Raw genomic sequence first — 22,466 nt, 5'->3', positions numbered from 1 at the left:
CTTAATACCAACCCAATATCAATCTCCAATCAATCACATTTCAATCTCTCTTTAATCTCCCTTCTACCCCAATCGCACACCAATGCCAACAAACAAATAATTACCGTAACCATCAAAATTTCATAAGGTTAAGAACTAAAACATAAGCTTTTTCCTATATTTATACAATATGCGCCCCATTAACTTTATCATAATAAAACTTATGTTTTGCTTGATTATAGGCATAAGTATTGGCTATTTCCACCCTACTGATTTCAAAGTTAGCACTACCAGTGCAATTGTACTTACACTTTGGTTATCTGTACTTCTGTTAGCAACCAATAAACCATTAAGAAACACTATGGGGTTTGGCCTTATTGGCTACTTATCTTTTATAGCTATAGGTATTTTTACTGTTTCATGCCATAACCAAAAACAATTTCCAACACACTATTCCCATTATATCAATGAGCATATCGAATCACTTACACCTATAACCTTTAGCATTCGGGAAGTTTTAAAACCTAGCCAGTATCACAATAAATACATTGTAAATATTATAGATGTAAACAACAAGAGCGTTAAGGGGAAATTACTTTTAAACCTCGAAAAAGATTCATTACCTGCCTTAACAGTTGATGGCATTTATAAAAGCAATGTCCTTTTTAAAGAGGTACCCAAACCACTTAATCCCAATCAGTTTGATTACAAATCCTATTTAAAGAAGCAATACATTTACCACCAAATTACCTGTAGCAGACCACTACTTTTTAAAACCCAACAGCGTCGCCTTACTCTTTTTGGTCTAGCTGAAAAGATTAGAAACCACATTATACTTAAGCTAAAAAGCTACAATTTCACCCCAAATGAACTTAGCATCATTAAAGCGCTTTTATTAGGACAACGCCAAGACATCAATAAAGAAACCTATTCGAACTATGCCAATGCAGGAGCCATCCATATTCTGGCTGTTTCTGGTTTACATGTGGGCATTATACTATTACTTTTTAGTGCTCTATTGAAACCTATTGAACATTTTAAACACGGTAAACCCATTAAAATGGTATTGCTCATTGGCTTACTATGGGGGTTCGCTATTATTGCAGGTCTTTCGGCTTCTGTAACTCGAGCCGTTACCATGTTTAGTGTTGTTGCCATTGCCGTTAACCTAAAGCGCCCAACAAACATCTACAATACATTGGCCGTAAGCGTATTTATTTTACTCCTTTTTAAACCGTTGTTTTTGTTCGATGTAGGTTTTCAATTAAGTTATTTGGCGGTTCTTGGAATTGTAGCTATAGACCCTTTGCTATATAAACTATACCAACCCAAATATTGGCTATTGGACAAACTATGGCACACCCTAACCGTTACAATTGCTGCCCAGTTTGGAATTTTACCAATAAGCCTATTTTATTTTCATCAATTTCCTGGTCTATTTTTTATTTCCAATTTAGTAATCATTCCTGTATTGGGATTAATTCTTGGTTTAGGTATACTTGTTATGATTCTGTCCCTTCTAAACATTTTACCATCTGTATTTGTTAATTTTTATGGAGGCATTATTACCCAGATGAATCGTTTTGTGGATTGGATAGCAAAGCATGAAGAATTTTTATTTACAGACCTCCCTTTTAACTTGCTATACGTTATGGCAGCTTACATTTTCATCATTACCCTTGTGCGCTTTTATATAAAACGGAATTACAACACGCTTAGGCTGGTCTTGATCGCCTTACTCTTCATCCAATTATCAGTTATTGTTACAGACTACTTAAAACCCACTAACAGACTAGTTATATTCCACAAAAGCAGACACACGCTTATTGGTCATGTTGCAAAGAACACCATAGTGGTAGCACACGATTTGAAAGAAAAGCAGCCAACTGAAAATAACATTATAACAAACTATGTGATAGGCAACCACATAAACGCCATTAAAGGAGACACGCTGCGGTCTGTTTACCTACTAAATAAAAAGATACTTTTGGTGGTTGATAGTATTGGCGTATATCATATAAAATCTTTTAAACCTGATTATGTGCTGCTGCGACAATCGCCCAAACTCAACCTCAACCGTTTAATCGATTCCCTTCAACCCCAACAAATTATTGCAGACGGCAGCAACTATAAATCGTATGTTGCCCATTGGAAAACCATTTGCGAAAAAAGAAAGCTCCCATTTCATTATACTAATACTATGGGAGCTTTTATAATCGATTACTAGAAACTATTAACCTTCAAACTCTGGTTTAAATGCTTTATAATAGTTATTAAACTTTTCTTGGGTATCCAAAGCTTTATAGTCGTCTGTTTTAAACATCTTTAAATACAATTCCAATTGCGTTGGTGTTTTGTAGCCCCTTAACGGAAAAATAAGCTGTCCTTTCTCATCCAAAAACACAATTGTGGGATAGGCACTAACTTGCAAATAGCTTGTTAACTGATGTGCCGCATTGCGTCTATTGGCATTTGCGGGATTGTAATTAGGGTTTTCAAAAGTTTTATTATCGAAGGTCACGACTTCGTTGCCTTCACCATTAAATTTTACCGCATAATAATGTTTGTTCACATAGTCCGCAACATCTTTATTATGAAATGTATTCTTATCCAACAGCTTACAAGGCCCACACCAATTGGTATAGACATCCATCATTATCTTTTTAGGTGTTTTCTTTTGAAGTGCCAAAGCCTCGTCCAACGTCAACCAATTAATTTCCTGGGCCACTGAACTTAAGGTCAAACACCCAAAAACAACTATTGAAAGTATAATATTTTTAACCATGTTTTTTACTTAATAAAATTTTTAGCTACGGTCAACCATTCCTGGGCACCGCCCCTAACATATCCTGTTTTTCCCAAGCTATTTAAGTTCATTTTGCCATCGGGCTTTTTTTCAGGGTTCACAAAAAACACCGTTGGATAGCCCCTAACATTGAATATTTGCTGCAACTGATAATTTTGTGCTTGGGTTGTTTGATCTAATGGTGTTCTTCTTGGAAAATCCAATTCCATTAATACCACATTATCTTTAGCCCATGTTTTGAAATCCTGGGTTTGAAATACTTCCTTTTGAAGCCGTTTGCACCATCCACACCAATCGGATCCCGTAAAAAACATCATCACTGGTTTATTCTCTTTTATGGCTAATTCTGAAGCTTTGGTCATATCGGTATGCCAGACCAGTTCCTGGGCAACACTTATGGTTGATATAAAAACGGTTAACAATGCGGTAAATAAAATTCGTTTCATGTATTTATCTTTTTCATTACAAATGTAATGCTTAGTTTCAAAATCCATTCCTAACTTACAAAAAAAGCCCCTAAACAGGGGCTTTTTGAGTTGATTTTAACGTTTTATTCGATTATCGCACACCGTGCATGAGTTTTTTGATTACTGGATATAAGATTGCAGACAACACCGCAAGAGCTAACGATACCCCCGTTAGTATCCAGAAGAAATAACTTATTCCATGTTCTTGGGCAATAGACTCCGAAGACTCTGCAAACATCCCTGCCAGTTTCATTCCTATAGCTATAGCTAAGTACCATATACCAAACATAGTTGCTATCATACGTGCAGGAACTAACTTACTCACATAAGACAATCCTACTGGGGAAATACAAAGCTCTCCCATAGTATGGAACAAATAAACTAATATTAACCATACCATGCTCACTTGGGCTGTTTTCGCCCCTGGTTCAATACCTCCAGCTCCAAACGCAACACAAGCCATTCCCAATCCTAAAAGGCCCATGCCAATGGCCCACTTCATATTGGCATTTGGATTATACTTGCTTTCCCACCATTTAGAAAATAGCGGAGCCAAGGTAATTATAAACAATGAGTTTAATACCGAGAACCATGATGCAGGCACTTCTGTTTGATCTTTCTGAAATTCAGTAGACAACATCCATATCGCTATTCCCCAAACAATAAGAAAACTCAAGGTCAAGAAAATATTAGATAACGAATACTTCGCAAAAGTCTTTTTAAATAGCATTGCCAACACCCATGAAATCACTCCTAATGGAATAATGGTCATTAGAGAATTTACTATTTTAAATGTTAATCCTGCATTACCTTCCAATGTTCGTTGTGTATAGTCTCTTGCAAATACTGTTAACGAACTTGGTGATTGTTCAAAGATTGCCCAAAAGAACATTGTTACAAACGCAAAGAAAATAATTGCTATCATTTTCTCCCGGGTTGTTTTCACATATCTAGGAATTCTAATAACCAATAAAAGGACAAATAGAGCTAGCGCAAATAAAATGGTTACTGTAGATCCTGACAGGCCAAACATTTCAAAATTAAACAGATTATATTCTCCCTCCGATATTTTAGATATAGGATCATTTAAAATCCAAGCTAAGCCCAGAGTTGCTGCAATTACAATCATTATTCTTTGCACTTGCGTAAAAGGGTTTCTTCTTTCTTCTGAAGTCTCATAGTCTGGAGAAGTATCCATTACTATATCAACCACATCTTCATTTTCTTTTTTAGGCTTGAGTGCAATACTTCCAAAAATCCCTTGGGCAAACCAAAACTGCAATAGACCAAACAGCATAAAAATCCCTGCTATTCCAAATCCCCAAGACCATCCTACTTTTTCACCTAAATAACCGCATAATAAAATACCAAGAAACGCTCCTGCATTTACTCCCATGTAGAAAATAGTATAAGCACCATCTTTTTTTTCTGGTTTCTCTTTGTACATTTCAGAAATAATAGAGGTCATATTAGGCTTGAAAAACCCACTACCAAATACCAACAGCGTTAAGCCTAAATAGATAAAGAATGTTGTTTCAAGAGCCATACACGCATGCCCCAGTGTCATTAATAAAGCTCCAACAACAACAGCCTTTCTAATCCCTATTATATTATCTGCAAAGTATCCGCCTAACATGGTAGATAGATAAACCAATGACGTATAGGTTCCAAAAATGGCATAAGCCCATTCCTTAGGCCAACCCCACCCTCCTTCTTCCATTATGGAAGCTGTAAAGAATAGGATAAGTAAGGCACGCATGCCATAGTAAGAAAAACGCTCCCACATTTCGGTAAAAAACAAAACAAACAGCCCTGCTGGATGTCCTAAAACTTTATCTTTAAATAAACTTTCAATGTCTGTATTCATATAATTGTCGATTTAATTATGTCTTCTCAACTTCTATTTTAAAATGATTAATCTATGCCTTAGAAACATTCTTCTTAGTGTATTCCTTTCATTTGCCTCTTTAATAGTGGCACCAAACATAGAAGTACGAGCGCACATCCTAATACAACATAAACTCCCCATTGCAGGTAAACATCAACATATGGACTAATTTGTTCGGCCATAGTGGCATCTTCCTTTAAATCGCCAACACTTATCAACTTCCCTATTTCGGTTGCTACTTTATTTCCTACGGAATAAGACAAAAACCAAACGCCCATAGTAAATCCTACAATATGTTGTGGTGATAATTTAGTGATCATGGATAGACCTACTGGAGACAAGCATAACTCACCCAGCGTATGGAATAAATACATAAATATAATGACCCAAACTATTATTTTTTGTCCTGACTCCATCGCGAATTTGGCACCCAAAACAATAATCAAAAAGCCAACAGCCAAAAGCAGCAAAGAATAAACAAACTTTAAAGGCGTACTTGGTTCCTTTTTAAGTTTATTAAGCTTAATCCAAAGCCAGGAATAGGCTGGTGCAAAAATAATAATGAAAAATGCATTTAGGGCTTGAAATTGGGATGCTGGTATCTCGGAATTCCCCATAGATCGGTCCACAAAACGATCGGTAATTAAAGTAAGTGATCCTCCTGCCTGTTCAAACAGGGCCCAGAACATGGCATGGAATATAAAAAGTATTAAAACTACTAAAAGTCGAGACCCATTTTCATATTGTGTGCTTAGGTATATAAGATAGGCCAATGCGGCTATGGTAATTCCTGTTAACCCGTATTTAAATACCATATCATAATTAAACAATAAGGCCCATAAAGGCACAGCAATAAAACTTAACAGTATGATTATGTTATTAAGGCTAATCCCTGCAAAAACAGATTCTTGATCATGCTTTTTATCAGGGACATGACCTTCGTCTCCAAAGTGTTTTAAGTTAAACCAAAAAACAATGAGCCCTACAATCATCCCTATACCTGCTAGACCAAATCCCCAGTGCCATCCAACTTCTTCACCTAAATAACCACAGGTTAGTGCCGAAAGAAAAGCACCTACATTAATACCCATATAAAAAATGTTAAAGGCAGAATCCTTTCGTGGGTCGTCTTGTTCATAAAACTTTCCTAAAAAACTTGATATATTGGGTTTAAAATACCCTGTTCCTACTACAATAAAGGATAAGGCTATAAAAAAGAAGGTCTCATTAGTTTCGGCAATCAAGCCTTGGGCTGCCAGAACAATATGCCCAATACTAATAAGAATACCTCCCAACAGGATCGCTTTTCTAAACCCTAAAAATTTATCGGCCATCATGCCACCAATAATAGGGCCTAAATAGATAGATGCTGTATAAGAACCATAAATAGCAAGGGATTTAACATCGGCTTCACCACTGGAAATTTGTTGAAAAACAACCTTTACCATGTATAGAGTAAGCAAGGCCCGCATACCATAATAAGAAAAACGCTCCCACATTTCGGCAAAGAAGCAAACAAAAAGGGCTCTGGGGTGTGTTTTCCAATTTGCCTTTATAACTAGTGGTATCCAAATGAGGCAAAAAACCCATCCTACAATAAGTAATCCTAATACAAAATCCATATGTGTCCTATTAAAGTGTTTTTATTTATTGCTATTGTCTTTATTCTTTATGATAAAAATGATTAACTCTTTTCCTTCAATTAAAGCTGTATTGAGCTACCTCATTTCCAAACCATTATCCTTGTATCTTTAATTTTTCCTTTTTCTCTTTTTCTTCCTCTTTCTGTTGCTCCCTTTTATCTCCTAAAGTTTCATGGATAAAACGGGTCATTTTTTTATACAAATGCAATCTGGTATTGCCACCATAAATACCGTGGTTATCGTCTGGGTATACGGCCCAATCGAATGGTTTATCGGCTTGTATTAAGGCTTCTGCCAAACGCATGGTATTTTGTAAATGCACATTATCGTCTGCCGATCCATGAACCAACAAAAAATCACCTTTTAGCTTATCAATATGGCTTAATGGCGAATTATCGTCATAACCGCTTGGGTTCTCTTGAGGCGTAGTCATATAACGTTCGGTATAGATCGTGTCGTAAAATCGCCAACTGGTAACCGGGGCCACCGCAATGGCCATTTTAAACACATCATTGCCTTTAAATAAACAATTACTGCTCATAAAACCACCAAAGCTCCACCCCCAAATACCTATCCTAGAGGCATCAATATATGGTAGTTCACCTAACTTTTTGGCCGCTGCTATTTGATCTTCAACTTCGTATTTACCCAATTCGTTTTGGGTTATCTTTTTAAACGCCGCTCCTTTAAACCCTGTGCCACGCCCATCTACACAAGCAATAACATAGCCTTCTTGTGCTAAATGCTGAAACCAATAATCGTTAGCTCCATTCCACTGGTTTGCCACTTCTTGTGACCCTGGACCAGAGTATTGATACATTAACAACGGATATTCCTTGGTGTCATCAAAATTGGCCGGTTTAATCATCCACATGTTTAAATCGTTACCGTTAACATGAATGGTACTAAATTCTTTTTTCGATGTTTTATAATCTGAAAGTTTTAACGACAGCAAATCGTTATCTACAATGCTCTTTATTAAATTTCCCGATGCTGCGCTGTTAAGTGAATATTCTGGGGGTGTAGTAGCACTGGAAAAGGAATTGATAAAATAGGAGAAATCTGCACTAAAGGATGCGCTATTGGTACCTTCACTTTTAGTCAATCGTTTTTTATCCCGACCATTTAATTGTATGGCATAGACATCCCTATTAATTGAACCATTTTCTACAGACTGATAAAAAATGATATTGTTTGCCTCATCATAACCATAATAATCGGTGACTTCCCAGTTTCCTTTGGTTACCTGATTAATAAGTTTTCCATTTTGGTCGTAATGATAAATATGGTTGTAACCATCCTTTTCACTAGTCCAAATAAAACTATTATCCTTTAAAAAAGTAAGGTTATCGGTTATATCCACATAAGCCTTATCAGTTTCACTTAAAATAAGTTTAGCGTTATTCTTTTTTGCATCAATAAACCATAAATCCAATTCGCTTTGGTGCCTGTTCATGTACTGCGCACTTAAAATATCTGGGCGGCTTGTCCATTTTATACGCGGAATGTAAAAATCGGCATAAGGTTTATCTAACTTTACTTCTTCAGTATGCTTAGTTTCCACATCATAAATATGAAGTGACACCATAGAATTTGCTTCTCCTGCTTTAGGGTATTTAAAAGTATCTTCTGTGGGGTACAAGCCTGTTCCATAAATATCCATTGAAAACTCGGGAACATTGGTCTCATCAAACCTAATAAAGGCAATCTTATCGCCACTGGCATTCCATTCAAAGGCACGTACAAAGGCAAACTCTTCTTCATAGACCCAATCGGTCATACCATTAATAATTTTATTCTTTTCCCCATCGAATGTTATTTGAATGGTTTCTTCCGATAGCAAATCTTTAACGTACAGGTTATTATTTAAACCATAAGCCACTTTAGTACCGTCTGGTGAAAAGGTGGGTTCCTGAATCCTTTCTTCTGAAACCTTTGTAACCGATTTGGTGGCTATGTTATAAACAAAATAATCCCCAAGTGTTGAACGCCTGTAAATCGCTTCTTGGTTTGTGGCCAATAATACTTTCGATTCGTCTTCGCTAAATGTATAATCCGTAAAATACTGTAGCTGCTCAATAGCTCTTGAACTAACCAAGGTTTTTTCCTTACTTAAAGTTTTATAATCATAAATATCAACCGATGTGCTGCGTGTCGCCCTATCAAAATTCAATACCGAATATTGTTGTCCATTTTTCATGGAATGCAGGACATCCATACCTTCTGTTCTAAACGTTCCATTCCATATATCCTTAATATCTATGGTTTTATTTTGAGCCGATAAAATTGTAGTTAGGAAAAAGCAGATGATTAGGGAAAATCTAAAATATTTCATGCGTTTATATACTTTTCTTCAAAGGTCGCGCTTCGACTGGCTCAGCGCAGGCATGTAACATCCAAATTATCATTTTGTTGTATTATTAAAAAATTAATAATGGATGTTTCATCCGTAAGTTACTGGTCTTTATCATCTTTAAATATCATAGCTGCAATATCTTTTTGCACAGAGCAAATTACAAATCATGGATAATTTAAAGAAAAAAATATCTATTTCTTAAAACGAGGTCAAGTTTACTAAAAATTATGCAAAAACCGTAATTATTAACACATAAATAATGGGCTGGACAGTGAGATATCCAAAATTCGTATCAAGAGTAGTATCTTTGTGCTGAAATCGACTAACACATGAGCAAATCTATTTCTGGTTTTTCAAAATTATCCAAGGCAAAAAAAATTGATTGGATTGTTGATACCTATTTCTCAAATTCTGAAGAAGCTAAAACCATTATTAAGCAATATTGGAATACCGATGAAAAAATCCAACAATTGCATGATGAATTTATTGAAAACACCATTACCAACTATTATTTACCCTTAGGCGTCGCTCCAAACTTCCTTATTAACGGCAAGTTACACACCATCCCTATGGCTATTGAAGAAAGTTCGGTAGTAGCCGCCGCAAGTAAAGCAGCTAAATTTTGGTTGGACCGAGGTGGTTTTAAAACCGAAGTTATTTCCACTACTAAAATAGGTCAGGTACACTTTATGTACCGTGGCGATTTCAATAAACTTAAAACCTTTTTTGAACAGGTAAAACCAAAGCTTTTTAGTGACACTGCCTCCATAACCAAAAACATGGAAAGTCGTGGTGGCGGTATTACAGCTATTGAGTTACGCGATAAGACCAATGACATTTCAGGATACTACCAATTGCATGTTTCTTTTGAGACTTTGGATGCTATGGGTGCAAATTTCATCAATTCCTGTTTAGAACAATTTGCCAAAACTTTTAAGAATGAGGCCCAGACATTCAACTTATTTTCAGAAGAAGAAAAACAAATTGAAATTGTGATGAGCATTTTATCCAACTATGTTCCAGATTGTTTGGTTCGGGCAGAAGTGAGCTGTAATGTTGAAGATTTAAGCGAAAGCCAAACGATTTCGGGAGAAGCCTTTGCACATAAATTTGTACAGGCCGTTAACATTGCCGAGATAGAACCGTATCGTGCCGTAACCCACAACAAGGGCATTATGAATGGCATAGACGCAGTGGTCTTAGCCACTGGAAATGACTTTAGGGCCATTGAAGCCGGTGTACATGCCTATGCCTCACGAAAAGGGCGCTACAGTAGTTTAACTCATGCTTCTGTTGAAGATGGCAAATTTAAATTTTGGATTGAAATTCCATTAGCGCTAGGGACTGTTGGGGGACTTACCAAACTTCATCCTTTGGTAAAATTAGCCTTAGAACTACTACACCATCCATCAGCTAAAGAGTTAATGCAAATTGTTGCCGTCGCAGGATTGGCACAGAATTTTGCTGCCTTACGTTCACTTACCACTACTGGCATACAACAAGGGCACATGAAAATGCACTTAATGAATATCTTAAATCAATTTGGTGCCAATGATGATGAAAAACAAGTGCTAACAGAACATTTCAAGTCACATACCGTATCGCATAATGCGGTTTCGGAAGCTTTGAATAAATTAAGATCAACTGGTGCCTGAGGCTCTCGAAGGCACCACGAAAGAATAAGAACATAACTCAAAATTAAGGCTTTTAGGACACTTCGAGTTACACTGTGGCCATATCGCCTTTAAAAAAACAAATACAAAATGCCTAAAGGCTATGTTTACATATTAGAATGTTCAGATGGCAGTTTTTATACTGGAAGCACCACCCATTTAGACAAACGATTAGAAGAGCATCAGAGCGGTCAAGGAGCTAATCACACTAAGAAAAGATTACCTATACGATTAGTTTATGCCGAAGAGTTCCAAAGAATAGATGATGCTTTTTACAGGGAAAAGCAAATACAAGGCTGGAACAGGGAGAAAAAAAAGGCTTTGATTAAAGGCAACTTTAATAAACTTCCTGAGCTATCAATGGCCTTTCGTGACAAGGAGGCTTCGAACATTTCTAAAATATCAATCCCTAACAACATGGTGCCTTCGAGGGCCTCAGGCACCGAAACAACCTACTATTCCAACGGCAAACTACTACTTACCGGAGAATATGTTGTTTTAGATGGTGCCAAGGCTCTCGCGCTTGCAACCACACTAGGACAATCGTTAACTGTTGAAGAGACAGGAAGTGGTAAAATTATTTGGAAGAGCTTAGATGAAAATGGCAATATTTGGTTTGAAGACACCTTTGAAATTGTTGATAATGGGATTTCTAGCGCCACCCTCATTGACAATAGTATTTCTAACAGGTTAATTGAAATATTACAAGCCACCAAAACCATTAATCCAAATTTTATTAATGACAACCATGGTTTTAATGTGACCACCAAATTATCATTCCCAAGAAATTGGGGTTTAGGCACATCATCTACCTTAATCAATAATGTAGCGCAATGGGCCAATATTGATGCTTACAAACTCTTAAAACTTACCTTTGGAGGCAGTGGTTACGACATTGCCTGTGCACAATACAACACACCAATAACTTACCAACTAAAAAACGCCCAACCCGAAGTTTTAGAAGTCGGTTTTAACCCGTTATTTAAAGATCATTTATACTTTGTATATCTCAATAAGAAACAAAATAGCCGAGAGGGTATTGCGCTTTACAAAAGCAATGCATCTGTTTCGAAACAGGATATCGAAAGCATTACAAGAATTACACATGAGATGGTTAGTTGTGATTCATTAAAAACATTTGAAGTCTTAATGCAAGAACATGAAAGAATCATTTCTAAAGCGACCAAACAAACCCCTATTAAAGAACGCTTGTTTCATGATTTTAAGGGCAGCATTAAAAGTTTAGGGGCTTGGGGAGGCGATTTTATTTTAGTAGCTTCCCAAGAGAACCCTAGAGGCTATTTTGAACGTAAAGGCTATACAACAATTATTAATTATTCTGAATTAATTAAAATCTGAAATTCCATTTAACTACATCCTAAATAATCTTAGTTATAATTAAAACCACCTCGTCTTCGGTTTCATATCAGAAACCGGAGCCACTCTTCCTTATAAAGGAGGAGAATTAAAATAATTCAGTAAACACAATTCCTTCCCTTTAAAAGGGAAGGTGGCTTTAAACTCAAATAGGAGTTTAAAGCCGAAAGGGTAATATTAATTCCTGATTTAGTTTATTAAGTAAACCGTTGTTTATTTACAGGTTGCCTAGTCGTTTTACTCCTCGCAACGACCGCCATCCAACCAATGGATTCCGCTAACACATTGAAAACCTTAGCACTTATGTGAAATGGTAAACATTATAGCATTTAACCTTATCAAACACATATTGTTATAGACTAATATTATTAAATAAAAAATGCTCCAACAATATGGAGCATTTTTCAAACTTATTATTATATAACTATTCTTATTGTACTTGCGTCTCTGCTCTATCATCTTCAATTTCGGCAGCAGCTTTTAATGCATTGTATACTTTTGAAGCCACAGCTCCAGTTTTACGTTGTTCCACTCTATTGGCAGCAGCTTGGTAATTATCTAATTCTACCGCCGGAGTAACTTTTGTTACCTGTACCATATACACACCTCTTTCACCTTCAATCAAGTCTGAAGTTTCTCCTTCTTCCAATCCAAAAGCAGCACCTACAACCATTGGCTCTCTACCAGCTCCTGAAATGGTTGGTGACTTCATGGTAATGGCTGAAGCCGATCTTACGGAAGTATTCTCGGCAGCCGCTAGATCTTCTAAAGTGGTAGCTGTTATGCGCTCTTTAATTAGTTGTGCTTTTTTCGCCTTACGTATTTTAGGCAATACAGTTGCCGAAGCATCCTCAACAGACATAAGCCCCTTATCATGCTTCGCCACCAATTGAACTATTGCATAGCCAGAAGGAATGGTAAATCGACTAATTGCTCCTACTTCTGTTTCTTCATTAAAAGCCCAACGTACAATTTGCCTTTGGCTTCCAATTCCTGTAATATTTTCGTCCAATACTTTAATTCCATTAATAGGACGAACGTTATATTTACTTTCGGTCGCTACTTCCTGAAAATCTTTTTTATCTACATCGACTTCAAACTTAGAAGCATCCCTAAACACTTTATTTATTGTTGCTTCTGAAGGCTCAATCTTTCTAGAAATTGTACCTACTTTTACAGCACGCTTTTTATCTTTTTGACCTTCAATTTCAATAATATGGAATCCAAAAATTGTTTTTACCACACCTAGGTCACCTACTTCACCTTCAAACTCAAAGTCGTTAAACTCTGGAACCATGGTGTTGTATGGATGCCAATCGTAACGTCCCTCGTTTGCTGCGCTCCCTTGATCTGAAGAGAACTCTTTTACAAATTCCGGAAATTTAGAACGGTCTCTCTTAAGAATGGCCAATAAGCTATCGGCAGTCGTTTTAGCTTCTGCTTCTGTTTGTGTTACTTCTGGAGTCGCACTTCTAGCTCCTAAAAACGGAATTAATATGTGTCTTACTTTAGCTGAGTCTGGTATATTCTTTTCTGCAATAACCTTAGTTAACTTAAAGTTTCCATCGTGCTTATACGGTCCAAAGACCTCACCTACATTTAAATTGTAAATACTATCGGCAAATTCGGTAGGCAAACTGTTTTTAAACACAAATCGGTCATCAAACTTCACATTAGAGTTTGCAATCAAATTAATATAATCGGCATTATTCTTAACTTTTGAAAATGCTATTATAGTGTCTTTTCTTCCTGTTTCGTCAACCAAACGTCCATTCAAATAAACTCTAAGTTCTGCTTTAATAGCTTCCTCGTCTTCCAAAGTAGCTTCTTCCTTGAATTCCACATAACGAATATCTCTAGTCTCTTCTACCTCAAACTGATTTTTATGATCCTTGATGTATGCTGAAATGTCAGATTTTGAAACACTAATCGTACTATCTGGAATAGACGTATAAGGCACTTGTACGTATTTAATATCTACTTTGTTGCCTTCTAATTTATGGTCTAATTCACCTTCGGCCAAAGTTCCTGTTAAACCAGCCTTTACTAAATTATAATAGTTTTGTTGCAAGGCTCCAGAAGCAACATTTTTCTCGTAGTTTGTCCAATCGGCATATGTAATAGGCTGTCCGTTAAAAAACCCTGGTTGTGGTGCTAATTCCTTAAGGTTAGCGACAAACTCATTCAACTTATTTTCATCAAACAGACCAGCTTCATTTAAGAACTGTGGGTTGGTTGCCAACGACGTTTTTATTAGGTCGCGCATCTTATCTTGCTCTACAGAGATTCCCAATTCTTCAAACTGGGATTCCATTACCGCTTTTCTAACCTCTTGTTCCCAAACACGATTAGCCACTTGGGTATTTGTTGCACTAGGACCAGCTTGCCTTTGGGCAACCTCTACCTTTTGCAAAAAATCTTCACGACTAATATCTATCCCATTAACACTGCCCACATAACTTTGTTTAGCGCCACTACTATCGGTCATGTTTAAAATATCCGGAACCGATATTACAAAAGCTAATAGACCTAAAGCTATTAACGCAATTAGTATAAACTTTTGTTGTCTAATCTTATTTAAAACTGCCATCTTGAAATTTTATTTTTTAAACCAGTAACACTGGAATTTTCTTGTTAACTATTGGTATATGCCCATTTGGCAAAAAATATCGTGCGCGAAAATACCATTTTCTATTTAATAATAAAAGAAGATAGCTGCAATTATTGACCAAACTTTAAGCCTAGCTAATCTTCTTCCAATAGCTTGAGTTCTACCAAATCGATTTTGGTATTTGAAACCTCTAAAATAGTAAACTGAAATGTATTGATGGTAACTACCTCGTTCTGCTCTGGAATTTCTTCGGTATGGTTTACAATTAACCCTCCTAAAGTTTCATAATTTTCATTTTCTGGAAGATTTAACTTATAGGTCTCATTAATTTGATCGACCTCCATTCGCGCAGAAAATTTGAATGTATCGTCATCAATACGTTCTTCTATTAAAACGGCCGTATCGTGCTCGTCCTCTATCTCTCCAAACAACTCTTCTACGATATCTTCTACCGTCATAATACCCGATGTCCCACCGTATTCGTCAAGTACCACAGCTATACTCTTACGCTTTTTGGTAAGTACGCCCAACACATCTTTGATAAGCACCGTTTCTGGCACAAACTCCACAGGTAACATCACCGATTTTATGGTTTTAGGCTTTTTAAACAGTTCGAAAGAATGTACATAGCCTAAAATTTCATCTATGGTATCTTTATAAACCAATATTTTAGTGCAGCCCGTTTCGGTGAAAAGCGCATTTAACGACTTTATCGTTTCATTAATTTCTACAGCAATAATTTCGGTACGGGGCACCATAACTTCTCGCGCCTTTACCTCTGAAAATTCCAATGCATTTTGAAAAATTTGAATTTCGGAATCTACTTCATCATGTTCTTCAACCGATTCCATTTGTTCGCTTATATAATTACCCAACTCCACTTTTGTAAATGCCAGTTGAATTTGATCGCCTTCGGTTTTAAAAAAGGTTCTTAAAACGGTATCGGAAATCCATATCACAAAATCTGAAATATAAGTAAACATCACATAGAATATATAAGCTGGAACTGCCAATGCCTTAATTAAAGTATTAGCATAAACTTGAAAGAATACCTTAGGTAAAAATTCGGCCGTAATTAATATTACTATGGTAGAAATAATGGTTTGGGACAGCAAACTTAATTCGGTAAACATATAGTTTAAAAAACCTGATTGCGTTGGCAACATTGTTTGAAACCAAGCCACCAACATATCGCCCATAAAAAGCCCATAAACCACCAATGCAATATTATTACCTATTAGCATAGTTGCAATAAACTTAGATGGTTTGGTTGTGAGTTTACCCAATATGGTTGCCAATAGTCCTTCTTGCTTTTTTTCAATCTCGATATGTATCTTGTTCGAAGACACATAGGCTATCTCCATCCCTGAGAAAAAAGCCGATAACAATAAGGAAATAATTATGACAACAAGTTCTGCACCCATTTAACTATTGATCTTTATTATGCATTTTTCTAGCAAATCTGCGCCTAAAGAAAAACATAAAAATAGCTAAAGCCCCCAATAGAATTGACGGATAATACAATTCGCTTGTATTCACATATCTTGAAATGGCATCATATATAAATAGTGCTGCGAAAACCAGATAGGCATATTGAAAAATCTTTGAATATTTCATAGACAAATGAATCTAAAACAGTTAAAAAAAATAATACGTTGTAAAGATACTTAAAATAAGAAAGTAGAAATCTGTAATGCACTAAAATTAGTCTTCAACAGTAATATTCCCTGTTGGCTCAAGGACATTGGCCTTTTTAAAATCTGTATCAGAATCGAAAATATTGCCATGTATAATGTCGGTTTCCGTTTTAAAAGTCACTGGTTTATTGGTAAATATCCAATCTTTATCGGAATCGAAATACAGTTGTTCAGCAAATAAAGTATCCTTTTTATGGGTTGTTATACGCACATTACCACGCAAATCGATTAGGTTCGTTTTTCCATAGTTAATGGCATAGTCTGCAACAACAACACTTTTATTGTTGTTTTCATCAAATATATCAAGTGTTATGCCCTCTGGAAATTCATAATAATCGAATTCTCTATTGGAATAATCCAGCATTTTCGGACTTATAAGAACAGCTTTTATTCTACCCGAATCGGTATGTTTTAAATTGATATTTTCTGCAACCCCTATAGGCTCATTCTCCGACACTCCAATATTCTGCACATCATTAAAGTTATCTTTACATGACATAAGCATTGATAGAAGCACACCTAATACAAGAAATCGTTTATATGAATTACACCTCCTTACTACAGATAGACAGGTAGGTCTCTTAAAAAGCAGAATAAAATTATAACATGAAAAAAACATAGCCACCACATTTATGGTGACTATGTTTAGTAATTGATATGTTTTTTTTTGATGCATTACACTTTAGGTACTGTTACCGAAGCTCCAATCCAACAGCTTATTTTAATCACTTTGCCGGAGCAAGCACATTCAAATATCTCAGATTTATTTGGTGCTTTAGCCTTATAGTTAGCTACAGATTGTGCTGCTGCCTTTTTTAAGGTTGGATCTACCCTAGCTGCTTTGGCCGCTTCGTCTGCTGCCAACCAATATACGGCTCTTTTATTAAAATTGGTATCTCCACAATCTTTAGCACTAGCTGCATACATTGCTGCAATTGACAAATGTGGACGTCCATTAGCTGGGTTAAGCTTAAGCGCATCTCTAAAGTAACCTCTAGCCTGTCCATACCTTCCTTTTTTCTTAAGGATTAAACCAATTCTATTAGCCAGTTTAGATTTCTTAAAAGTATCTGTTTCCAAATCGTAAGACTCTTTAAGGTATTTTTCCGCTTCAGATGTCTTTCCATTCTTCAACAATATAGTAGCAACAAAGTATTTTGTATCTGCAGAAGGAGCTGTTTCATCATATGCCTTTACCAATTTTTCATACAACGGATCCTCTGTACATTCCTTATGGAACATTCTGCTAACAGCACGTTTTAACCATACCGCATCAGCTTTATTTTCCTCAAAGTCTTTTTGGTATAGCGGGATTAAGTTTTCACAGTTTGCTCTTTCACCTAGCTTTTGGTCTATACCTGAAGATATCTTATCATAAGCTCCTAATACTTGCTCATAATATTTCTTATATTTTTTCTCCTTACTGGTTAAGGCGGTTCCAGCATCTTCTTTTTCAATAAGTTTATTTAACTTCCCTGAATAGTTTTTAACCTCATCTTCTACCTTTTCAACAACATCATCATATTTATTGAATAAATCGGCCGCTGGTTTTTTCTTAGCATCATACAAATCAACCATTAAAGAAAAATAGGTATATAAACTTTGTGGATGTGTAAATGTTGCCTTATCTAATTTATAAGCTGCATCAAAACATTCATACAGTTCCAGATCGGTTTTATTTAATTCTTTCCGATTGTCATACATCAATTGGCATGCTTGTGCTGCATATTTTCCTTTAGGTGTTTTGCTTGCAAAGTGTGTACCTCGCTCTTCCCATAGCTTCAACAAATCATTAATGTAAGCTACCTTATCTGCTCCAGATGATTTCTCGATTTTATCCTCCAGTATTTTTTCCCCATCTATATATATGGCCGTATTAAACTTTGGACATTTATTTCGTACTGCCATCCATGGTTCATAAGCCGCATCAAAATTTTTAGCTTTTACATATTCATGGAATATGGAAAGCTTGGTCATACATTCTTCGTCTTGCTGTGCAAAACTTATGTTCAATGCAAAAAGCAATAGTGCTAGTAAAGTAATTTTCGTCTTCATGATATTCAACTGTTAGTTATATTTTCGTTTCATAAACCATCTATCGTTCAAAGATAAGCTTAATCTGAAATTAATAAAATTCTCTTGTACAAGATTGTTATTAGTTGTGCCACGTTTACCTATTTCGAACCCTAAATTAGCGTTAGACAAGCCTCCCAATTCTCCTACAGGTAAACCTACCCCAAAAGATATGCCAAACTCTTTTATTGACTCATCATTTAAAAGTAATCCTGTTTTTTCAAATCGCATCCCCGCTCTATAAACCACTCTTTTTAAATAGTTATTAAACGCATTATATTGTGGAATATAGAACCCTCCTACAGATAATGTTGATGCATTTTCGTAGGCCGTCCCATTAGTGTATAATGGATTGGAAAAACTGCTGGTGTTTTGCGACGTATACTCGGTTCCTATAAACCATTTTCTAGGTTGCCCTATCCCCGCTCCAAAGGACACCTTGGTTGGCAAGGTTAATTCTGTTTCCAATAAGCCTAAGGCCTCCAAATCTGTATCTATCTGGTTTACCACCAACTCATCTCCATTCGAATTTGTCCTAATTGTAGCAATAGAACGTTCATTCTGCGAGGTTAAATTACTTTTTGGTGTAATGGTAAGACTGGAAATAAGCTCTAACTTTTTAGTGAACATAGTCTTATAAGTAAGCCCAAAGTTAAAGTTTATACCACTTAGGTCCGACCTATTATTTTCACGAGTTTGATATTGCAACGGTACATTTTGCCCATCGTATTGAAATTCAACAATACTATTTTGGGTATTTCCAAAATTATAATGTGCATCAACACCTATGCTTAAGCCTTTACTTACTTGATAAGCAAATCCCAGAAAAGCTTTATTTAGTCCGCCTTCTCCCCTAAATCTATTTTCTAAATCACCATTTGCATTAAGCGCTTCCAATTTATAGCCTACTGCTGTATAAGGCATCAATCCAAATCCTAATCCAAATTTACCAACAGGAACAGATAATGCCAAATAATCGAATGTTGTAGACGAGGTTTTACCTTTACTGGTATCACTTTTTAAATTTATACTGGAATAACTCCCTCCTACCGTAAATTTAACGGGCCTACTTTCGTTTCCCCAAATTTCTAAATTATTACCTGCATAAGAAGCTGGATTCCTAAGGTTAACATGAATACTATCTGTATATACACTTAAACCACCCATACTCCTATTCTCTACGGTACCTTTAAATTTTAAGCTACCAATACCATAAAAAGAATAAGGTGACGCTGTACCTTCTTGGGAATAACTTTGAATTGCGAAAACGGCAATAAAAACTACTACAAGTTTTTTTATCATCAATTTGAATTATATTGTAAAATATAGTTTAGTCCCTCTAAAAGAAAATTAGAGTTGGCAAATATGCTACTTTTTAATTGTTTAGACAAGAATTTAGCATCTCCTCCTGTTAAAATTACTGTTAAATCTAAATATTTTTGCTTATAGGTGTTAATCACACCATCAATTTCGTTTATAAGCCCGTTAACAACTCCCGAGTGAATTGAAGAACTGGTAGAGTGCCCAATAAGGTTTTCTGGTAATTCTGTGTCTAACAGCGGTAAACTGGCCGTAAAATGATTAAGAGCAAGATAGCGCATTCTAATACCAGGTGAAATGGCTCCTCCCAAATACTCCTTTTTTGTTGTAACAAAATCGAAAGTAACACAGGTCCCCGCATCTATAACAAGCACATTAGTTTGAGGAAAATTATAAACAGAGGCACTTATTAATGCCACCCTATCCACTCCCAAAGTTTTGGGCGTTTTATAGCAATTTTTAAACGGCAGCTTAGTTTTGTGGTTAACTTCAAGGAGCACAAACCTCTGTTTTAATATTTCTTTATATCCCTCATCCAATTTAGACACCGAAGAGACAATGGCGTTTTCAATAGCAGGATATTTTTTTGTTATGGCATTGATTATATCCATAAAAAGACGTTGCTCAACAACTTCCTTCAACAGTAATTCATCTTGGCTGAAAACAGCAAGCTTTACAAAAGAATTCCCTACATCTATTATTAAGTTCATGCCAAAAGGTTAAATTTAACGACCGCATAAAACTACAAAACGAGCAGAATTTAAATCTTAAATATCTCATAATTATTATTAAAGGAATTAAAATATTCTTTTTTTAAATTTTTCTTTTGGCAAATCACAAAAATGAATATATTTGCATCCGCTTTGGCGAGGTACCTTAGCTCAGTTGGTAGAGCAAAGGACTGAAAATCCTTGTGTCCCTGGTTCGATTCCTGGAGGTACCACAAAAAAATCCCGAAACATTTTGTTTACGGGATTTTTTGTTTTTTGGGGTGCTAATTCGTATATTTTGCGCCGCCAGTTGCACAGATTTTTGCCTTATTCATCTTCCCGTATTAAAATAACTTCTTCGGGTATAGACAAAAACAACACACAACCCGTGCTAGTAGCGACACTATGCTTGCCTGTTGGCGGGGTATATAAATAGTCTCCTTCGTTAAGGGTTTCACCAAACACCTCACAACTACCATCCAAAACTAGAATTTCTTCTCCCGCTGGATGGATGTGATAAGGATAGGATGCTCCTTTTTGGAATTTTAATAAAATGGATTTTGAACGATTTGTAGCCTTGTCAAAATACAAGGATTTAACAGAGATTCCTTCATAATGAATTCCATTTTCAATTAATGGTTCCCAGCTTTTGTTTTTGCTTTTCGTAATAAAATCTTTAATGTTCATTTTAATGTAATTTATTTATTAATAATTCGTTATCAACGTCTTGCCTTTGTTCTTTTCCTACCATTTTCTCCAATAATTCCAACGATGCCAAATAGCTCACCAAATTTCCGTTAGAAGAAATAATCTTTCCATCAGCCACAACAGTATTTATGCTATCATCCTGAACCTGTAATAATTATTTTGAAGTTCATCACTTCCACCACAATAGGTCACAATTTGTTTTCCATCGGCCACTCCAGTTTCCCCAAGCAAGAAAAGACAAGTGTAATAGCCCTATTATTATTGATTTCATAATTAAAAAATTAATGAAACAAAGTTGAGAATTAGTAACTCCCTAAAAAATGGAAAATCTTGAGTATTTGATGTACAATTTAGTTTTTCAAGCTATTTTGAAATTCAGTGGGTGACATTTTTGTATGATTCTTAAAAAACTTGGAAAAGTAGTAAGGGTCCCTGAAACCCAAATCAAAAGCCACTACTTTGATGCTTTTCTCCTCATACTGTAATTTGCGTTGGGCTTCAGAAACAACCAATCCATAAATAACATTTTGTGCTGTCTTTCCTGCATGTTGTTTTGCCAACTCATTCAATCTCAATTCTGTGGTTTGCAATCGAAGCGCTATATCTTTAAGAGTGTAGTTATTTTCAAAATTGTTGCGTACAAACTCGAGAAACCGTAAAAAAAGCGCTTCCGGTTTCCAAATCTCTCCACCATTTTCAATCTTTGAACGATTCACTTCAAACAGCAGTAATTCAATACGGGAGTGTATGGATTCCAGATATTGAAATGGTTTGTTGCTAAGCTCTTCCTCAATTTTTTGGAGATGTCGTTCTATTTCTAAAGGATTGTTAATAGAAATGATTTCGTTGTAATCAAAATGACAAAAAAGACTGTTTTGAAAGATGAGCTCAATATCTTTTTCGGTTTTGCAGATATAATCAAGCGTAAAACTGAGCAAATAGCCTTTCCCGTCGTGAACATTTTTAAAGCCATGATATTGCCCTGAAGTGATGGTAAGTACTTGATGTTGTGATAGTGTTAGGTGTTTATTATCTACCATAATAGAAACATGCCCTTCACTACACCACAAAAAGAGGTATTTTTTAATCCTCTTGGGAGTAAAGTCAGAAATGTTTTCTATTTCTTTAATCTCTACCATATTATAAAATTCGCTTTTA

17 protein-coding genes and 1 tRNA gene are annotated in these 22,466 nt (G+C 35.8%); 4 read left to right on the top strand and 14 right to left on the bottom strand.

Annotation, left to right across the window (positions count from 1 at the left end; all coding sequences use genetic code 11):
• Nucleotides 1-202: 202 nt before the first annotated feature.
• A complete protein-coding gene (locus MR062_RS01320) occupies nt 203-2,206 on the top strand; it encodes a ComEC/Rec2 family competence protein (protein ID WP_242202249.1) in 2,004 nt (667 codons plus the stop codon).
• 6 nt (nt 2,207-2,212) lie between these two features.
• Here the strand turns inward: MR062_RS01320 and MR062_RS01315 are convergent, their stop codons facing one another.
• From MR062_RS01315 to MR062_RS01295, 5 genes are all read right to left on the bottom strand, one after another.
• Complete coding sequence (locus MR062_RS01315) at nt 2,213-2,764, bottom strand: thioredoxin family protein (protein WP_242202248.1); 552 nt, start codon at nt 2,762-2,764, stop codon at nt 2,213-2,215.
• A gap of 5 nt (nt 2,765-2,769) precedes the next feature.
• Entirely contained in the window at nt 2,770-3,231 is a 462-nt protein-coding gene (locus tag MR062_RS01310; RefSeq protein WP_242202247.1) for a thioredoxin family protein, read from the bottom strand.
• Nucleotides 3,232-3,343: 112 nt separating this feature from the next.
• Entirely contained in the window at nt 3,344-5,119 is a 1,776-nt protein-coding gene (locus MR062_RS01305; RefSeq protein ID WP_242202246.1) for a peptide MFS transporter, read from the bottom strand.
• Nucleotides 5,120-5,193: 74 nt separating this feature from the next.
• Nucleotides 5,194-6,762, bottom strand: a complete 1,569-nt coding sequence (locus MR062_RS01300) for a peptide MFS transporter (RefSeq protein WP_242202245.1) — start codon at nt 6,760-6,762, stop codon at nt 5,194-5,196.
• A gap of 115 nt (nt 6,763-6,877) precedes the next feature.
• The gene (locus MR062_RS01295) at nt 6,878-9,118 is read right to left on the bottom strand and encodes a S9 family peptidase (protein WP_242202244.1); all 2,241 of its coding nucleotides are present in this window, start codon (nt 9,116-9,118) and stop codon (nt 6,878-6,880) included.
• Nucleotides 9,119-9,468: 350 nt separating this feature from the next.
• Here MR062_RS01295 and MR062_RS01290 point away from each other — a divergent pair, with 350 nt between their 5' ends.
• Both MR062_RS01290 and MR062_RS01280 read left to right on the top strand, forming a co-directional pair.
• Nucleotides 9,469-10,794, top strand: a complete 1,326-nt coding sequence (locus MR062_RS01290) for a hydroxymethylglutaryl-CoA reductase, degradative (protein WP_242202243.1) — start codon at nt 9,469-9,471, stop codon at nt 10,792-10,794.
• A 108-nt stretch (nt 10,795-10,902) separates the two neighbouring features.
• Complete coding sequence (locus MR062_RS01280; protein ID WP_317235742.1) at nt 10,903-12,171, top strand: GYDIA family GHMP kinase; 1,269 nt, start codon at nt 10,903-10,905, stop codon at nt 12,169-12,171.
• A 448-nt stretch (nt 12,172-12,619) separates the two neighbouring features.
• On the opposite strand, the gene MR062_RS01275 is transcribed toward MR062_RS01280, so the two are convergent.
• The 7 genes from MR062_RS01275 to MR062_RS01245 all read right to left on the bottom strand — a co-directional run bounded on the left by MR062_RS01275 (nt 12,620) and on the right by MR062_RS01245 (nt 20,600).
• Nucleotides 12,620-14,779 carry a peptidylprolyl isomerase gene (locus MR062_RS01275; protein WP_242202242.1) on the bottom strand — a complete coding sequence of 720 codons (2,160 nt, stop codon included), beginning with the start codon at nt 14,777-14,779 and terminating at the stop codon, nt 12,620-12,622.
• A gap of 155 nt (nt 14,780-14,934) precedes the next feature.
• Complete coding sequence (locus tag MR062_RS01270; protein WP_242202241.1) at nt 14,935-16,224, bottom strand: hemolysin family protein; 1,290 nt, start codon at nt 16,222-16,224, stop codon at nt 14,935-14,937.
• Nucleotides 16,225-16,228: 4 nt separating this feature from the next.
• Nucleotides 16,229-16,417 (bottom strand): hypothetical protein, encoded by a 189-nt coding sequence (locus tag MR062_RS01265; protein ID WP_242202240.1) that lies wholly within the window; start codon nt 16,415-16,417, stop codon nt 16,229-16,231.
• Between the two features lie 87 nt (nt 16,418-16,504).
• Nucleotides 16,505-17,014: an LPS export ABC transporter periplasmic protein LptC gene (lptC, locus tag MR062_RS01260; RefSeq protein WP_394800522.1), complete on the bottom strand. Its 510-nt coding sequence runs from the start codon at nt 17,012-17,014 to the stop codon at nt 16,505-16,507.
• Between the two features lie 158 nt (nt 17,015-17,172).
• Nucleotides 17,173-18,552, bottom strand: coding sequence for a tetratricopeptide repeat protein (locus MR062_RS01255; protein ID WP_242202238.1), 1,380 nt, complete (start codon nt 18,550-18,552; stop codon nt 17,173-17,175).
• A gap of 12 nt (nt 18,553-18,564) precedes the next feature.
• Nucleotides 18,565-19,872 carry a hypothetical protein gene (locus tag MR062_RS01250; protein ID WP_242202237.1) on the bottom strand — a complete coding sequence of 436 codons (1,308 nt, stop codon included), beginning with the start codon at nt 19,870-19,872 and terminating at the stop codon, nt 18,565-18,567.
• Nucleotides 19,872-20,600: a type III pantothenate kinase gene (locus MR062_RS01245; protein WP_242202236.1), complete on the bottom strand. Its 729-nt coding sequence runs from the start codon at nt 20,598-20,600 to the stop codon at nt 19,872-19,874. The genes MR062_RS01250 and MR062_RS01245 overlap by 1 nt, the downstream gene beginning before the upstream one ends.
• Nucleotides 20,601-20,760: 160 nt before the next feature.
• Here MR062_RS01245 and MR062_RS01240 point away from each other — a divergent pair.
• Nucleotides 20,761-20,833, top strand: a tRNA-Phe gene (locus MR062_RS01240).
• A 94-nt stretch (nt 20,834-20,927) separates the two neighbouring features.
• On the opposite strand, the gene MR062_RS01235 is transcribed toward MR062_RS01240, so the two are convergent.
• Both MR062_RS01235 and MR062_RS01230 read right to left on the bottom strand, forming a co-directional pair.
• Nucleotides 20,928-21,287, bottom strand: coding sequence for a cupin domain-containing protein (locus MR062_RS01235; protein ID WP_242202235.1), 360 nt, complete (start codon nt 21,285-21,287; stop codon nt 20,928-20,930).
• Nucleotides 21,288-21,658: 371 nt separating this feature from the next.
• A complete protein-coding gene (locus MR062_RS01230; protein WP_242202234.1) occupies nt 21,659-22,447 on the bottom strand; it encodes a helix-turn-helix domain-containing protein in 789 nt (262 codons plus the stop codon).
• Nucleotides 22,448-22,466 lie beyond the last annotated feature (19 nt).

Origin of the sequence: Aestuariivivens insulae (genome assembly GCF_022662195.1) — a bacterium.
GTDB classification, from domain to species: Bacteria; Bacteroidota; Bacteroidia; order Flavobacteriales; family Flavobacteriaceae; genus Aestuariivivens; species Aestuariivivens insulae.
Note: the sequence above shows the minus strand (reverse complement) of the source record. Positions and strands in the feature narration are given on the sequence as shown.

Bases quoted from the DNA above. Each gene is read 5' to 3' on its own strand.
- MR062_RS01320 (WP_242202249.1), top strand. From the start codon at position 203: ATGTTTTGCTTGATTATAGGCATAAGTATTGGCTATTTCCACCCTACT.
- MR062_RS01315 (WP_242202248.1), bottom strand. From the start codon at position 2,764: ATGGTTAAAAATATTATACTTTCAATAGTTGTTTTTGGGTGTTTGACC.
- MR062_RS01310 (WP_242202247.1), bottom strand. From the start codon at position 3,231: ATGAAACGAATTTTATTTACCGCATTGTTAACCGTTTTTATATCAACC.
- MR062_RS01305 (WP_242202246.1), bottom strand. From the start codon at position 5,119: ATGAATACAGACATTGAAAGTTTATTTAAAGATAAAGTTTTAGGACAT.
- MR062_RS01300 (WP_242202245.1), bottom strand. From the start codon at position 6,762: ATGGATTTTGTATTAGGATTACTTATTGTAGGATGGGTTTTTTGCCTC.
- MR062_RS01295 (WP_242202244.1), bottom strand. From the start codon at position 9,118: ATGAAATATTTTAGATTTTCCCTAATCATCTGCTTTTTCCTAACTACA.
- MR062_RS01290 (WP_242202243.1), top strand. From the start codon at position 9,469: ATGAGCAAATCTATTTCTGGTTTTTCAAAATTATCCAAGGCAAAAAAA.
- MR062_RS01280 (WP_317235742.1), top strand. From the start codon at position 10,903: ATGCCTAAAGGCTATGTTTACATATTAGAATGTTCAGATGGCAGTTTT.
- MR062_RS01275 (WP_242202242.1), bottom strand. From the start codon at position 14,779: ATGGCAGTTTTAAATAAGATTAGACAACAAAAGTTTATACTAATTGCG.
- MR062_RS01270 (WP_242202241.1), bottom strand. From the start codon at position 16,224: ATGGGTGCAGAACTTGTTGTCATAATTATTTCCTTATTGTTATCGGCT.
- MR062_RS01265 (WP_242202240.1), bottom strand. From the start codon at position 16,417: ATGAAATATTCAAAGATTTTTCAATATGCCTATCTGGTTTTCGCAGCA.
- MR062_RS01255 (WP_242202238.1), bottom strand. From the start codon at position 18,552: ATGAAGACGAAAATTACTTTACTAGCACTATTGCTTTTTGCATTGAAC.
- MR062_RS01250 (WP_242202237.1), bottom strand. From the start codon at position 19,872: ATGATAAAAAAACTTGTAGTAGTTTTTATTGCCGTTTTCGCAATTCAA.
- MR062_RS01245 (WP_242202236.1), bottom strand. From the start codon at position 20,600: ATGAACTTAATAATAGATGTAGGGAATTCTTTTGTAAAGCTTGCTGTT.
- MR062_RS01235 (WP_242202235.1), bottom strand. From the start codon at position 21,287: ATGAACATTAAAGATTTTATTACGAAAAGCAAAAACAAAAGCTGGGAA.
- MR062_RS01230 (WP_242202234.1), bottom strand. From the start codon at position 22,447: ATGGTAGAGATTAAAGAAATAGAAAACATTTCTGACTTTACTCCCAAG.